Annotated in this window: 12 protein-coding genes; 8 read left to right on the forward strand and 4 right to left on the reverse strand. The window is 72.0% G+C overall.

Annotated features, from left to right (window positions below; translation table 11 throughout):
* Window positions 1-178 precede the first annotated feature (178 nt).
* Complete coding sequence (locus ACFWXO_RS07505; protein ID WP_380522731.1) at window positions 179-751, reverse strand: TetR/AcrR family transcriptional regulator; 573 nt, start codon at window positions 749-751, stop codon at window positions 179-181.
* 263 nt (window positions 752-1,014) lie between these two features.
* Between ACFWXO_RS07505 and ACFWXO_RS07510 the strand changes: the two genes are divergently transcribed.
* The 5 genes from ACFWXO_RS07510 to ACFWXO_RS07530 all read left to right on the forward strand — a co-directional run bounded on the left by ACFWXO_RS07510 (window position 1,015) and on the right by ACFWXO_RS07530 (window position 6,995).
* Complete coding sequence (locus ACFWXO_RS07510) at window positions 1,015-2,217, forward strand: agmatine deiminase family protein (RefSeq protein ID WP_380522732.1); 1,203 nt, start codon at window positions 1,015-1,017, stop codon at window positions 2,215-2,217.
* 150 nt (window positions 2,218-2,367) lie between these two features.
* Window positions 2,368-3,372, forward strand: a complete 1,005-nt coding sequence (locus tag ACFWXO_RS07515) for an agmatine/peptidylarginine deiminase (RefSeq protein ID WP_375893527.1) — start codon at window positions 2,368-2,370, stop codon at window positions 3,370-3,372.
* A 148-nt stretch (window positions 3,373-3,520) separates the two neighbouring features.
* On the forward strand, window positions 3,521-5,170 hold the full coding sequence (locus tag ACFWXO_RS07520) for an ABC transporter substrate-binding protein (RefSeq protein ID WP_380522733.1): 1,650 nt from the start codon (window positions 3,521-3,523) through the stop codon (window positions 5,168-5,170).
* Window positions 5,167-6,126, forward strand: coding sequence for an ABC transporter permease (locus ACFWXO_RS07525; protein ID WP_380522734.1), 960 nt, complete (start codon window positions 5,167-5,169; stop codon window positions 6,124-6,126). Before ACFWXO_RS07520 ends, ACFWXO_RS07525 begins: the two co-directional genes overlap by 4 nt.
* The gene (locus tag ACFWXO_RS07530) at window positions 6,123-6,995 is read left to right on the forward strand and encodes an ABC transporter permease (RefSeq protein WP_380522735.1); all 873 of its coding nucleotides are present in this window, start codon (window positions 6,123-6,125) and stop codon (window positions 6,993-6,995) included. The genes ACFWXO_RS07525 and ACFWXO_RS07530 overlap by 4 nt, the downstream gene beginning before the upstream one ends.
* A 46-nt stretch (window positions 6,996-7,041) precedes the next feature.
* Here the strand turns inward: ACFWXO_RS07530 and ACFWXO_RS07535 are convergent, their stop codons facing one another.
* Entirely contained in the window at window positions 7,042-8,295 is a 1,254-nt protein-coding gene (locus ACFWXO_RS07535; protein ID WP_380522736.1) for an RNA-guided endonuclease InsQ/TnpB family protein, read from the reverse strand.
* A gap of 134 nt (window positions 8,296-8,429) precedes the next feature.
* Here ACFWXO_RS07535 and ACFWXO_RS07540 point away from each other — a divergent pair, with 134 nt between their 5' ends.
* Entirely contained in the window at window positions 8,430-9,449 is a 1,020-nt protein-coding gene (locus ACFWXO_RS07540) for an ABC transporter ATP-binding protein (protein WP_380522737.1), read from the forward strand.
* Window positions 9,442-10,239, forward strand: a complete 798-nt coding sequence (locus ACFWXO_RS07545) for an ABC transporter ATP-binding protein (protein ID WP_375893537.1) — start codon at window positions 9,442-9,444, stop codon at window positions 10,237-10,239. Before ACFWXO_RS07540 ends, ACFWXO_RS07545 begins: the two co-directional genes overlap by 8 nt.
* A gap of 115 nt (window positions 10,240-10,354) precedes the next feature.
* Here ACFWXO_RS07545 and ACFWXO_RS07550 read toward each other — a convergent pair whose 3' ends face one another.
* Together ACFWXO_RS07550 and ACFWXO_RS07555 are read right to left on the reverse strand one after the other, a co-directional pair.
* Window positions 10,355-11,722 (reverse strand): pyridoxal phosphate-dependent decarboxylase family protein, encoded by a 1,368-nt coding sequence (locus tag ACFWXO_RS07550; protein WP_375892560.1) that lies wholly within the window; start codon window positions 11,720-11,722, stop codon window positions 10,355-10,357.
* A gap of 194 nt (window positions 11,723-11,916) precedes the next feature.
* On the reverse strand, window positions 11,917-12,381 hold the full coding sequence (locus ACFWXO_RS07555) for an Lrp/AsnC family transcriptional regulator (RefSeq protein ID WP_270147404.1): 465 nt from the start codon (window positions 12,379-12,381) through the stop codon (window positions 11,917-11,919).
* 441 nt (window positions 12,382-12,822) lie between these two features.
* On the opposite strand from ACFWXO_RS07555, the gene nadA reads away from it, so the two are divergent.
* Window positions 12,823-14,007 carry a quinolinate synthase NadA gene (nadA, locus tag ACFWXO_RS07560; protein WP_380522738.1) on the forward strand — a complete coding sequence of 395 codons (1,185 nt, stop codon included), beginning with the start codon at window positions 12,823-12,825 and terminating at the stop codon, window positions 14,005-14,007.
* Window positions 14,008-14,208 lie beyond the last annotated feature (201 nt).

Raw genomic sequence — 14,208 nt, forward strand, 5'->3', positions numbered from 1 at the left:
GCCGGCGTCGCCCCGCCCGCCCGCGCGCGGGCGGGGGGGGGCGGCGCGCGCGCGCCCCCGGGCGGGCGGCGCGGCGCCCCCCCCCCCCCGCGGCCCCCCCCCCCCCCGCGGCTGCGCGAGCGGATGGGCTAGTCCCCGACCTTGAAAAGCCGCGGTCGGCCCGGCCGCCCGCGGGGGTTCAGTGCCGGGCCAGCTCCGTGTCGACGGCGCCGCGGAGCAGTCGGCGGGCGTGGTCGAGGCTCAGCGAGCCGCTGAGCCAGCGCACGCTGAGGCCCTCGGTCAGGGCGGTGAGCCGTTCGGCGGCGGCCGCGTGGGCGGGGGCGGTGCCGGTGGGGTTGGCGCGGGCGAGGAGTTCGGCCACGTCGTGCACCCAGGTGTGGGTGGAGCGGGCGAGTTCCTCGCGCAGGTCGGGTTCGAAGACGGCGGTGGCCCGCAGTTCACCCCAGGCGGTGCTGTTCTCGCGGACCTCGGCGGTGTCCTGGAGTTCGCGCAGCAGGACCCGTTCCAGGTCGGTGCGCGGGTCCTCGGCCCGGGCGGCGGGCTCCTGGTCGGCGGTGTAGTGGTCGGCGCGGTCGCTGATGAACTCCAGCGTCCGGCGCAGGGTGCCGGCCCGGTCGGTGAAGTGGTAGTAGATCAGTGCGGTGGACACCCCGGCCTCGGCCGCGAGCTCGCCCATGCGCAGTCCGCGGATGCCGCGTCGGGCGATGACGCGGGTGGCGGCTTCGAGTATCGCTGTCCGACGGTCCGACATGAGCGGTCACTCTACCGGGATTCGGGCCGGCTCGTTACACAATCCTGACGAAAATTTCAGGACTCCCTTCCGAGGGCTCCCCGAGACCGGCTCCCTGGTCAGCGCGCCGCACTGCCCTGGTGTAGACCGGTGGTCCGGGGTCGGCCGGGGTGTTCCGAAGGTGACCGAAAGGTAACTGTCCCCCAGGGGCTTGACTGAATTTTCAGTGCGGTGAAGGATGCGGGGCAACCCCCACACCTCCCACCTCATGCAGGGAGCGTTTCTTGAACACCCCCACCCCCTCAAGAAGAAGCCTGCTCCGCTTCGGCGCGGCCGCCGTGCCGCTGGCCGCCCTCACCGCGGCCTTCCCGGCCGCCGCCCGGGCCGACGACGCCCAGGCGGCCACGGCCACGGCGACGGAATCGGCCACGGGATCGGCCACCGCCACCCCGCGGCTGCGGATGCCGGCCGAGAGCGACCGGCACGACCGCACCTTCATGGCCTGGCCCGCCCTCTCCTCGATCTGGGGCAACAAGCTCTCCGCGGTCCGCGACGACATCGCCCGGGTCGCCTACGAGATCTCCCGCTACGAGCCGGTCGTCCTGGTCGCGCGCCCCGCCCAGGCCGCGAGCGCCCGGTACTGGTGCGGCCCCGGCAGCACCTACGGCATCTCCGTCGTCGAGATCCCCAACGACGACCTGTGGATCCGCGACTTCGGCCCGACCTTCACGGTCGCGCCCGGCACCGTCGCCGGGGTCGACACCCACTTCAACGGCTGGGGCAAGACCGGTACCCCCTACTACCAGCCCTTCGCCGAGGACGCCGCGGTCGCGGCGAGCCTGCTCGCCGAGTACGGCGTCAGCCGCGTCAGCGCCTCCTTCACCGGCGAGGGCGGCGCCCTGGAGACGGACGGCCAGGGCACCCTGCTGGCCACCGTCAGCTCGCTGGTCAACCCGAACCGCAACCCGGGCATGACCCAGGACCAGGTCGAACAGGCCTTGAAGACCAGTCTCGGCCTGGACAAGGTGATCTGGCTGGCCGGTCTGGCCGGCCAGGACATCACCGACGACCACATCGACTGCCTGGCCCGCTTCACCTCCGCGGGCCGGGTCGTCCTCGACAAGCCCGGCCCCGGCACCGACCAGGTCTGGATCGACGTCTACCAGCAGGCCAAGCAGGTCCTGCAGAGCGCGACCGACGCCCAGGGCCGCGCCCTGACCGTGGTGGAACTGCCCGGCCCGGACCGCACCCTGATCCGCGGCCGCGGCAAGGACTTCCTGTCCAGCTACACCAACTTCTACGTCGCCAACGGGTCGGTGTTCGTGCCCCAGTTCGGCGACGGCTACGCCGACGGCCTGGCCTACACCATCCTCCAGGCCGAGTTCCCCGGCCGCGACGTCGTCCAGATCAACATCGACAACATCGCCTCCGGCGGTGGCGGCATCCACTGCGCCACCCAGTCCCAGCCCGCCGTACCGGCGGTCTAGGCCCTCCAACCCCTCGGCGGCCCGCCCGGTACCCCACGGCGGCGGGCCGCCGAGGCCTCGGCCCCGCGGCCTGCCCGGCGGATCCCGCCGGGCCCCGGCGCCGAGCCCGCACCACAGCACCGCACCAGTTCCGAACGGAAGAGGAAACCCGTGACGTTCCGAATGCCCGCCGAGTGGACCGAGCACGAGGGCTGCCTGATGGCCTGGCCCGTACGGCCGGACCTCTGGGGCGACACCCTGGACGAGGTGAAGCGCGAGTACGCGACGGTCGCCCGCGCCATCGCCGAGTTCGAGCCGGTCACCATGGTGGCGCCGCCCGGCCACGGCGACGAGGCGCGCGAGCTCTGCGGCGAGGGCACCACCGTCGTCGAACTCCCGCTGGACGACTCCTGGTTCCGCGACAGCGCGCCGATCTTCGTGCTGGACGGCGAGGGCCGGCGGGCCGGCGTCGACTTCCGCTTCAACGCCTGGGGCCGCAAGCACCACCCCTGGGACACCGACGACCGGATCAGCGCCCTGCTGCTGGACCACCTGGGCGTCCCCGCCGTCCGCTCCGAGATGATCCTCGAAGGCGGCGCCATCACCGTCGACGGCGAGGGCACCCTGATCACCACCGAGCAGTGCCTGCTCCACCCCAACCGCAACCCGGACCTGAGCCGGGAGGAGATCGAGGACGAGCTCAAGGCCCGCCTCGGCGTCACCAAGGTGATCTGGCTGCCCTACGGCGGCGCGCTGGACACCGAGACCGACGGCCACGTCGACGGCGTCTGCGCCTTCGTCGCCCCCGGCAAGGTCGTCGTGCAGCTGCCCGCCGACCCCGAGCACCCGGACTACGTGCGGATGCGCGCCAACCGCACCGTGCTGGAGCACTCCACCGACGCCCAGGGCCGGCCCTTCGAGATCGTCGACGTCCCGCAGGCCGCCTTCGTCGAGGTCGACGGCAACCGGGTCGAGGTCGGCTACCTCAACTTCTACCTGGCCAACGGCGGCGTCGTCGTCCCGGTCGCCGACCACCCCGAGGACGCGGGCGCGCTCGCCGTCCTCGCCGCGGCCTACCCCGACCGCAAGGTGGTCGGCGTGCGCGCCCGGGTGATCGCCTACGGCGGCGGCGGCGTCCACTGCATCACCCAGCAGATCCCGGCCGCCCGGGCCTGACCCCCGGCCGCCCGGGCCGGCCCCCATCCGGCCCCCGTCCGGCCCACGGACGCGACCGCCCCACCGGCGCGTCCCCCGCGGACCGGTACGGCCCGCACCCCGTACCGCTCCGCACCTCCCGTTCCGCACCGATCGGAAGACCACCCTCATGACGCTCGCACCCGCGAGAGGCGCCACCAAGCGCGGCCGGCTCGCCCTCGCCACCGCCCTGCTCTCGGCCGCGACCATGGTCGCCGCCTGCTCCGGCCCCCCGCGCGGCGGGGACTCCGGCCAGGCCGGCTTCCAGCTCTCCGCCTCCACCCCGCCCGCCAAGGGCGAGATCGACTCCTTCACCTGGGCCACCTACGCCGAGCCGCCGACCCTCGACTACATCCAGGCCTTCGACTACCCGCAGAACACGATCCTCTCCAACGTGTGCGAGAGCCTGATGCGCTGGACCCCCCAGCTCACCCTGGCTCCCGGCCTGGCCGAGAAGGCCACCAACCCGGACCCGACCACCTGGGTCTACGACCTGCGCTCGGGGGTGCACTTCCACGACGGCACGGTGATGACCGCCGACGACGTCGTGTACAGCCTCGGCCGGCAGACCGACCCCAACAACGCGGCGGCCTGGGCCCAGACCTTCCAGAACGTCGACTCCATCACCAAGACCGGCCCGCTCCAGGTCACCGTCAAGCTCAAGCAGGCCGACTCCCAGTTCCCGCAGTACATGGCCACCGCCGCCGGCGTCGTCGCCGCCAAGGCCGGCATCGAGGCCGCGGGCAAGGACTACGGCACCGCCGGCAGCCTCGACTGCACCGGCCCCTTCAAGCTCGGCACCTGGGCCAAGGGCCAGTCGCTCGAACTCCAGCGCTTCGACGACTACTGGGGCACCAAGGCCAAGTCGAAGAAGGTCGTGTTCAGCTTCCTCACCGACTCCTCGGCCCGCACCAACGCGATGCTGACCGGCGACGTCGACGGCGGCTACCTCATCCCCACCGAGAGCTACGACCGCCTCAAGAAGAGCGGCCCGGGCACCCTCTACTTCGGCGAGGGCCTGAGCACCGTCAACGTCAACGTCACCAACATGCAGGGCGCGCTCGGCGACGTCCGGGTGCGCCAGGCGCTGTCGCTGGCCCTGGACCGCTCCGGCTTCGTCAAGACCGGCCTGGCCGGCTCCGGCACGGTCACCGGCTCCCTCACCACCAGGGCCGCCTGGGCCTCCGCCCCCGACGACGTCCGCAAGAGCGCCTTCGACGGCCTCACCCCCACCACCCAGGACATCGACAAGGCCAAGGCCCTGGTCAAGGAGGCCGGCGCGAGCGGCAAGACGCTCGTCATGGCCACCAGCACCATCGGCCAGGACGTCTCCCTGCTCGCCACCGCCGTCCAGGCCGCCGGGACGAAGATCGGCCTCGACATCCAGCTCAAGACGATCGCCCCGAACGCCTTCACCGCGCTGTTCACCGACGCCAAGGCGCGCGAGGGCATCGACATGTTCCCGGAGACGTACTACGACTCCATCACCGACCCGCTCGACCTGCTCGTCAACTTCCGCACCGGCGCCTACCAGAACTTCGCCGGCTACAGCGACAAGGCCTACGACGACCTGATCGACCAGGCCACCGCCGAGTACGACCCGGCCAAGCGCGGCGCGATCGAGGCCAAGCTCCAGCAGGCCGCCTCCCAGCAGCTGCTGTGGATCCCGGTCGCCGAGTGGCCCACCGCCGTGTTCCTCAACAAGCGGATCACCGGCGCCCCGACCACCATCTCGTACATGTACTACCCGTGGGCCGCCGATGTGGGGGCCGCACGGTGAGCTTCCTCCGATTCGCCGCCCGGCGGCTGGTCGAGATGGCGGTGACCCTGCTCGGTGCCTCGTTCGTGGTCTTCGGGGCCATGTACCTGGCGCCGGGCAGCCCCGCGAGCTTCCTCCTGTCGGGACGGTCGGCCTCGCCGGCCGCCCTCCAGGCGATCAACGAGCAGTACCACCTCGACGACCCCTTCCTGGTGCGGTACTTCCGCTGGCTCGGCCAGGTGCTCCAGGGCGACTTCGGCCGCTCCATCACCTACCGCACCGACGTGTCCAAGCTGCTCGCCGACCGGCTCCCCGCCACCCTGCTGCTGGTCGGCATGGCCCTGGTGATCGTGGTCGTCATCGGCCTGGCCCTCGGCCGGCTCGGGGCGGTGCGCGGCGGCGCCACCGACTCCACCATCCTGGTCACCACCACGATCGCCCTCGGCACGCCGTCCTTCGTCGCCGCCGTGCTGCTCCAGGGCCTCTTCGCGGTCAAGCTCGGCTGGTTCCCGGTCGGCGGCGTCGGCGACGGCCTCGGCGACATGCTCTGGCACCTCACCCTGCCGGCGCTCGCCCTCGCGCTCTACCTCATCGGCATGCTCGCCCGGGTCACCCGCGCCGCCATGCTGGAGGCCCTGGAGGGCGAGCACGTCACCGTGGCCCGCAGCCGCGGCGTCCCCGAGCGCGAGGTGATCCGCCGCCACGTGTTCCGCAACTCGCTGGGCACCGTGCTGACCACCGGCGGCCTGATCGTCTCCACCCTGCTGGTCTGCACCATCCTGGTGGAGTCCGCGTTCAGCATCGGCGGCATCGGCCAGCTCCTCGAACTGTCCACCACCACCAAGGACTTCCCGACCGTCCAGGCCATCTCGCTGATCATCGTCGCCCTGTTCATGACGGTGAACCTGGTCGTCGACCTGCTCCACCCACTGGTCGACCCCCGGGTCACCCTCGGCTCCAGGAGGTCCGACGCATGAGTGCCGGTCTCACCGAACGGTCGGGCCTCACCCGCCGGCCCGGCCTCGGCCGGATCAAGGCCGCCCGCGCCCCGCTCTACCTGGCCTGCCTCGGCTTCGCCGTACTGGTGGTGCTCGCCGCCCTGCTCGCCCCCCTGCTGTCGCCGTACGACCCGAACGCCGTCGACCTGGGCAACGCCCTGGCCGGGCCCTCGCCCGACCACCTGCTCGGCGTCGACACGGCCGGGCGCGACACCCTCTCCCGGCTGCTGATCGGCGCCCGCACCTCGCTGCTCGGCCCGCTCGGCGTGGTCGTCTTCTCCACCGTCGCCGGCATCGCCGTCGGCCTCGCGGCCGGCTGGCGCGGCGGCTGGCTCGACTCAGTCCTCTCCCGCAGCACCGAACTGGTCTTCGCCTTCCCCGGCATGCTGCTCGCCATCCTGATCGTCTCGGTCTACGGCGAGGGCCTGCTCGCCCCCGTCGTCGCCCTGGCGATCGCCTACCTGCCCTACGTCTCCCGGCTCACCCGCTCCCTGGTACTGGCCGAACGGACCCGGCCGTACGTCTCCGCCTACCAGGTCCAGGGCCACTCCGCCCTGCAGATCTGCCTGCGGCACGTCCTGCCCAACATCGCGCCGGTCGTCCTCGCCCAGTCCGCCGTCAACTTCGGCTACGCCCTGATGGACCTCGCCGGCCTGTCCTTCCTCGGCCTCGGCGTCCCCGCCCTCACCCCCGACTGGGGCCGGATGGTCTTCGACGGCCAGACCGCGATCCAGCACGGCTACCCGCTCTCCGCGATCCTGCCCTGCGCCTTGATCGTGCTCACCGTCGTCGCCTTCAACGTGGTCGGCGAGCGCTGGGCCGACCGGGTCGCCCGGAGGTCCGCATGAACGACCACCGCACCACTGGAAGGACCCCTTGACATCCTCCCTGCCCTTATCGGGTGGGGATTCCTCCCGCGCCTGTGGCACGGATGCCCGTGGTCCGCAGGTCGCCGAGGTGGGTTCCCCGTTCAACGGGCCGTGCCCGGCGTGGGATCGCCACACCGGGTCTCACCGGCCCTCCAGGGGCGTTTAGCCTGTCCGCCTGCCCGGCGGCCAGGATATTTCGAGCAGCGTTGAGGTCACGGTCATGCAGCACACCACATGCACCACACGCCCACTCCCTCACCCGCAGGGGTTTGGGTCCGTCGCGGTGCCCGCACGCCGAACAGAGCTGGGAGGACGGGAACGCGCGGGGCACGATCCCGATGACACGTCCGTACCGGGCTGCTTTCTCTTCGAGCAGGCGCCGGAAGGTGGCCCATCCGGCGTCGTGGACGGACTTGGCGAGTCGGCCTCGGGCGAGGCCGCGCACGTTCAGGTCCTCCAGGTACACCGCTTGGTTCTCGCGGATCAACTTGGTGGTCTGTTGGTGCAGCCAGTCCTTGCGGGTGTCGGCAACCTTGGCGTGCGCCCTGGCTACCTTGCGGCGGGCCTTGGACCGGTTCCTGCTGCCCTTGGCCTTGCGGGACAGCTCCCGCTGCGCGGCCTTGAGTTTCTTCTCCGCCTTGCGGAGGAAGCGGGGGTTGTCGATCACGCTGCCGTCGGAGAGGACGGCGTAGGTGGTCAGCCCGAGGTCGATGCCCACCTCGGCATCGACCTCGGGCAAGTGCTCGAGCTCCACGTCCACGACGAAGCTGGCGTGATACCGCCCGGCCGCGTCCAGCACGACCGTCACCGACGACGGGTCAGCGGGCAGCGCCCGCGACCACTTCACCCGCACATCGCCGATCTTCGCCAGATTCAGCTTCCCGTTGGAACGGATGCGGAACCCGTTGCGCGTGAACCGAAGCGACTGCCGGGCATCACGCTTCGACTTGAACCGGGGCAGACCAACCGGCCGACCGTCGCGCTTTCCGGACACCGAGTCGAAGAAGTTCCGGTACGCCGTGTCCAGATCCCGCAGGGACTGGATCAGCGGATCCACACCCACCGAGGCGAGCCACGCGCGTTCGGGGGTCTTCTTCGCCGCAGTGATCACGGACTTCTGCAGATCCGTGGCCTTCGGGTATGGCCGCCCGGTTTTCCGGGCTTCCTTTCGCGCCGCGAGACCGTCGTTGTACACCACCCGGGCACACCCGAACGTCTTGGCCAGCGCAGCGCGCTGACCTGCCGTCGGGTAGACGCGATAGGAGTACCTGAGGTGCACGAGAGCAACCTACCGACACGCACTGACAACGGCTCATGCCAGAACATCCGAAGACCATTCCGCCGCTTCGCGGCTCCGAGCCAAAGACCTATTCCTCCCCGGCCTGATGGCCAGGGCATCCTAGGAGATCAAAGGTGAACGCCCTCGACATCCAGGGCCTCCGGCTCCAACTGCCCGGCACCGCCCGGCCCGTCCTCGACGGGGTCGACCTCACCGTCGCCCCCGGCGAGACCGTCGCCCTGGTCGGCGAGTCCGGCTCCGGCAAGACCCTCACCTCCCGCACCGCCCTCGGCCTGCTGCCGTCCGGCGCCGCACCGGAGGGCACCGTCCTGGTCGACGGCGAGGACGTCCTGACCATGGCGCCCGCCCGGCTGCGCGCCCTGCGCACCGGCCAGGCCGCGATGATCTTCCAGGACCCCCGGGCCGCCATCAACCCGCTGCGCCGGATCGGCGACTTCCTCACCGAGAGCGTGCGCCTCACCGGCGCCATGAGCGCCGCCGACGCCGACCGGCGGGCCGTCGAACTCCTCGACGCCGTCGGCCTCGGCCCGGAACTGCTGAGCCGCTACCCCGGGCAGCTGTCCGGCGGCATGCTCCAGCGCGTGATGATCGCCGCCGCCCTGATGGGCGACCCGATCCTGCTGCTCGCCGACGAGCCCACCACGGCGCTCGACGTCACCAGCCAGGCCGAGGTGGTCGCCCTGCTCGGCCGGCTGCGCGAACGCTTCGGCACCGGGCTGCTGTTCGTCACCCACGACCTCGGCCTCGCCGCCGCGATCAGCGACCGGGTCTACGTCATGTACGCCGGACGGATCGCCGAGACCGGCCCCGCCGCCGAACTCTTCGCCCGGCCCCGCCACCCCTACACGGCCGCCCTGCTCGCCTCCACCCCCCGACTGGACGCCCCGGCCGGCCGGCTCGCCGCCATCGACGGCCAACCGCCCGACCTGCGGCAGGAGTTGAACGGCTGCGCGTTCGCCGCCCGGTGCTCCTTCGCCACCGAGGTGTGCCGGGAGCAGACCCCCGAGCTGGCCGGGGAGGCTTCCACTCCGGAGGAGCACCTCGTCGCCTGCCACCACCCGCTCGGGGACGGCCCGTTCGGGGACACCCCGGCCGGGGACGGCCCGCTCGAAGGGAGCCGCGCCGATGCCTGAGCCCGTACTCCAGGTCACCGGACTGCACCGGACCTTCGGCAGCGTCCGGGCGGTGGACGACGTCTCCTTCACCCTCGACGCCGGCGCCTCGCTCGGCATCGTCGGCGAGTCCGGCTCCGGAAAGACCACCACCGCGCGGATCATCGTCGGCCTCGAACAGGCCGACGAGGGGCGGGTCACCGTCCACGGCCGGCCGCGGACCGGCCGTGCCCGGGGCAGGGCCGAGCGGCTGGCCCGCGCCCGCGAGGTGCAGATGGTCTTCCAGGACCCGTACCTCTCGCTGGACCCGCGCACCAGCGTCGAGGCCGTGCTCCGGGAGACCCTGCGGCTGCACTTCCCGGAGACCGACCACCAGGCCCGGATCAAGGAACTCCTCGACCAGGTCGGGCTCGGCACCAGGGCCGCCGAAGCGCTGCCCCGCCAGCTCTCCGGGGGCCAGCGCCAACGCGTCGCCATCGCCCGGGCGCTGGCCGTGCGGCCGGCCGTCCTGGTACTGGACGAGGCGGTCGCCGCCCTGGACGTGTCCGTCCAGGCACAGGTGCTCAACCTGCTCGCCGACATCCGCGAGGAGACCGGCATCGGCTACCTCTTCATCACCCACGACCTCGGCGTGGTCCGCTGCGTCACCGACGAGGTCGTGGTGATGCGGAACGGAAGGATCGTCGAGGCCGGACCGACCGCCCAGGTCCTCGACGACCCGCAGCACGCCTACACGGCGCTGCTGCTGGAGTCCGTCCCCCGGCCCGGCTGGGATCCCGACGGGATCGCCGCCGCGCGCCGCGCGCTGTAGCGCGACCCGGGACCGGCAGGTGGTGGGCGCAGCCGGTCCCCGGGGGGGGGCGGCGCCGGCCCCCCCCGGCCGGGCCGGTGGGGCCGTACGGACGAACGGGAGGACGGGGCCCGGATCAGGCCATGGTGTCCAGGATCTCCCGGACCATCTCCATGGTGGTGCCCGGGTGCAGGAAGGCGAAGCGGGCGACCGTCTCGCCGTCCCAGCCGGTCGGGGTGACGAAGCCGATCTGGTCCGCCAGCAGCTGCTGCGACCAGCGGTAGTAGTCGTCGTTGGTCCAGCCCTTGCGCTTGAAGCAGACCGCGGAGAGCTGCGGGTCGAACAGCAGCTCCAGGTGCTCGGCATCGCGGATCAGCTGGGCGGTGTCCCGCGCCAGCTGGAGGCCGGTCTCGATGGCGTCGGTGTACGCCTGGACGCCGTGGACGGCCAGCGAGAACCAGAGCGGCAGGCCGCGGGCGCGCCGGGTCAGGTGGTAGGCGTAATCGGTGGGGTTCCACTCGTCGCCGTCGGTGTGCAGGACGTCCAGGTAGGAGGCGTCCTGGGTGTGCACGGCGCGGGCGAGCTGCGGGTTGCGGTAGATCAGCGCGGCGCAGTCGAAGGGGGCGAACAGCCACTTGTGCGGGTCGACCACGAAGGAGTCGGCGTGCTCGATGCCGTTGTAGCGCTCGCGCACCGACGGGGCGAACAGGCCGGCGCCGCCGTAGGCGCCGTCCACGTGGAACCACAGGTCGCGCTCGCGGGCGACCTCGGCCAGGCCGGCCAGGTCGTCGACGATGCCCTCGTTGGTGGTGCCGGCGGTGCCGACGACGGCGATCACCGTCTCCGGGTTCGGGTCGGCGGCCAGGGCGGCGCGCAGCGCCTCGCCGGTGAAGCGCCGGTTCACGGTCGGGACCTTGAAGGCCTCGACGCCGATGATGTTGAAGGTGTTCTTGACCGAGGAGTGCACCTGGTCGGCGACGGCTATCCGCAGCCGGGCCTCCGGACCGACGCCGAGCCTGCGGCGGGCGGTGTCACGGGCGACCACCAGGGCGGACAGGTTGCCCGCGGAGCCGCCGGAGACGAAGCAGCCGCCGGCCGAGGCGGGCATCCCGGCCCGGTCGGCGATCAGGCGCAGCACCTGGTTCTCGGCGGCGATGGCGCCCGCCGCCTCCAGCCAGGAGATGCCCTGCAGCGAGGCGCAGGAGACGACCATGTCGAACAGCAGCGCGGCCTTGGTCGGGGCGCACGGGATGAAGGACAGGTAGCGGGGGCTGTCGGCGGAGATGACCGCGCGGGACAGCTCGTGGTCGTACAGCTTGAGCACGTCGGCCGGGTTGTTGCCGTCCTGGTTGAGCAGGCCGGCCAGCTGGGTGCGCAGGTGCTCGCCGTCACCGGGGTGGTCGAGCGGGACGGGGTCGTACTGCAGCCGCTCCCGCATGTAGTCGAAAACCAGGTCGACCAGTTCGTTGTCGGGCCGGTGCATGCGGTCGGGTGCTGCGGACACGGCTGTCCCTCTCGGCTGTGGGTGTCGGGGGGATCCGGTCGGCGGGACGCCTCACCGCGCTGACCGGACGTGATCAGCGTAGGCAGCGGAAGCGCTTCCCCGCGCGTCGGAACGCGGCTGGTCAGGCAGCTTTCGGGCGTCTTCGGGCAGGTCCGCGCAGATTTCCTGCGTACCCCGGGCGCCGGGCCGGGAGATCAGCCGATCAGCTGGGAGAGGACCACCGAGGAGCGGCTGCGCTGCACGCCGGGCTCGCGCCGGATGCGCTCGATGACGGCCTCCAGATGGCGCATGTCGGCGGCCCGCAGGTGCACCAGGGCGTCCGGGTCGCCGGTGACCGTCCAGGCGGCGACCACCTCGGGGAACTGGCGCAGGCTGGCGAGGATCTCCTCGGGGGCGGTCCGCTCGCGGCAGTAGACCTCGACGAAGGCCTCGGTCTGCCAGCCGAGCACGGCCGGGTCGAGCACCACGGTGAAGCCCCGCACCACGCCGCGCGCCCGGAGCCGGTCGATCCGGCGGCGCACGGCGGTGGCGGAGAGGTTCACCTGGAGACCGATCTCGGCGTAGGACGCCCGGCCGTCGCTGCCGAGGCGGGCGAGGAGCTGCCGGTCGGTCTCGTCCAGGTCCGCCCCGATCACCTCGTGCGCTCGGCTGCTGGTCATCGGTGCGGGGCTCCACGGGTCGTGCGGTGGGGGCGGGGGGAGCGTCCCGGGCGGCGGGCGGTGCGGTCGCACCCGCCGGCGCCACTGCCGAAACGGTTCGCCACCCATTCTGGCGGATGACCTGAACGAGTTCATCGCGCGCGGATGACCGGGAGAAGGCCATCGGTCCACCCGGCGGGCGTCGATCGCCGTGCCCGCCGTCGACCGGAGGCCCTTCATCGCGGGCCGCCCCCGGGACGTCTTCGTGTTCATGGCCCAGCCGTGCCCGGGGCTTCGAAATATCGATTCGGCCACGGCAGGAAGCATCCGATCCGGCGAGCGGTTCTCGTCACATCGACAGGATGGCCATCGTCACTCTGACGCTAACCGGTTAGAATAGATAGTGTCAGATAGACGAAAAGGCCCCACCGCTCGTTCGGCCGCACAGAAGGGCACCCGCCCGTGACCACCACCATCACCGAGACCCACGGCGTCGACCCCACTCCGACGCCGCTCGCTCTGCTGCTGCTCGGCCGAGAGGCCGACCCGAACAGCGAGCGCGGCGTCGAGTGCCCCGGCGACCTCCCGCCGGCCTCGGACCCGAACCTCGTCGAGCGCGCCCGGGCGGCCAAGGCCGCACTGGGAGACCGCGTCTTCATCCTCGGCCACCACTACCAGCGCGACGAGGTGATCGAGTTCGCCGACGTCACCGGCGACTCCTTCAAGCTCGCCCGCGACGCCGCGGCCCGCCCGGAGGCCGAGTACATCGTCTTCTGCGGCGTGCACTTCATGGCCGAGTCCGCCGACATCCTCACCGGCGACCGCCAGCAGGTCGTGCTGCCGGACCTCGCGGCCGGCTGCTCGATGGCCGACATGGCCACCGCCGAGCAGGTCGCCGAGTGCTGGGACGTCCTGACCGACGCCGGCATAGCCGACGTGACCGTCCCGGTCTCGTACATGAACTCCTCCGCCGACATCAAGGCCTTCACCGGCAAGCACGGCGGCACCATCTGCACCTCCTCCAACGCCCAGCGGGCGCTGGAGTGGGCCTTCGAACAGGGCCAGAAGGTGCTCTTCCTGCCCGACCAGCACCTCGGCCGCAACACCGCGGTGCGGGACCTGGGCATGTCGCTGGACGACTGCGTCCTGTACAACCCGCACAAGCCCAACGGCGGCCTGACCACCGAGCAGCTGCGCAACGCCAAGATGATCCTCTGGCGCGGCCACTGCTCGGTGCACGGCCGGTTCAGCCTGGACTCGGTGAACGACGTCCGCGAGCGGATCCCCGGCGTGACCGTCCTGGTGCACCCCGAGTGCAAGCACGAGGTGGTCGACGCCGCCGACATGGTGGGCTCGACCGAGTACATCATCAAGGCCCTGGACGCGGCCGAGCCCGGCTCCAAGTGGGCCATCGGCACCGAGCTGAACCTGGTCCGCCGCCTGGCCAAGGCGCACCCGGACAAGGAGGTCGTCTTCCTGGACCGCGCGGTCTGCTTCTGCTCGACCATGAACCGGATCGACCTGCCGCACCTGGTCTGGGCGCTGGAGTCGCTGGTCGAGGGCCGGGTGCCGAACGTGATCACGGTGGACCCGGAGACCGAGAAGTACGCCAAGGCCGCACTGGACCGGATGCTGGCCCTGCCGTAGCGGCGGGCGAGCACCCGCCCCGAGCCGAAGGGGCGCGCCGGTGTCGAAAGGGAGGAGCGAGGAGGCCCCGAGGAACGAGGGGCATCGGAGCGACGACCGTCGGCACCGGATCCGAGCGCCCCGGAGGCGAGCGGGCGAGTAGCTGCAGCGAAAGGGCGGGGGGGCCCCCCCCGCCACGGAGCACCCCCGCTCCCGCGACCG

The sequence above is a fragment of the Kitasatospora sp. NPDC059088 genome (assembly GCF_042738155.1).
In the GTDB taxonomy this organism is placed as follows: Bacteria; Actinomycetota; Actinomycetes; order Streptomycetales; family Streptomycetaceae; genus Kitasatospora.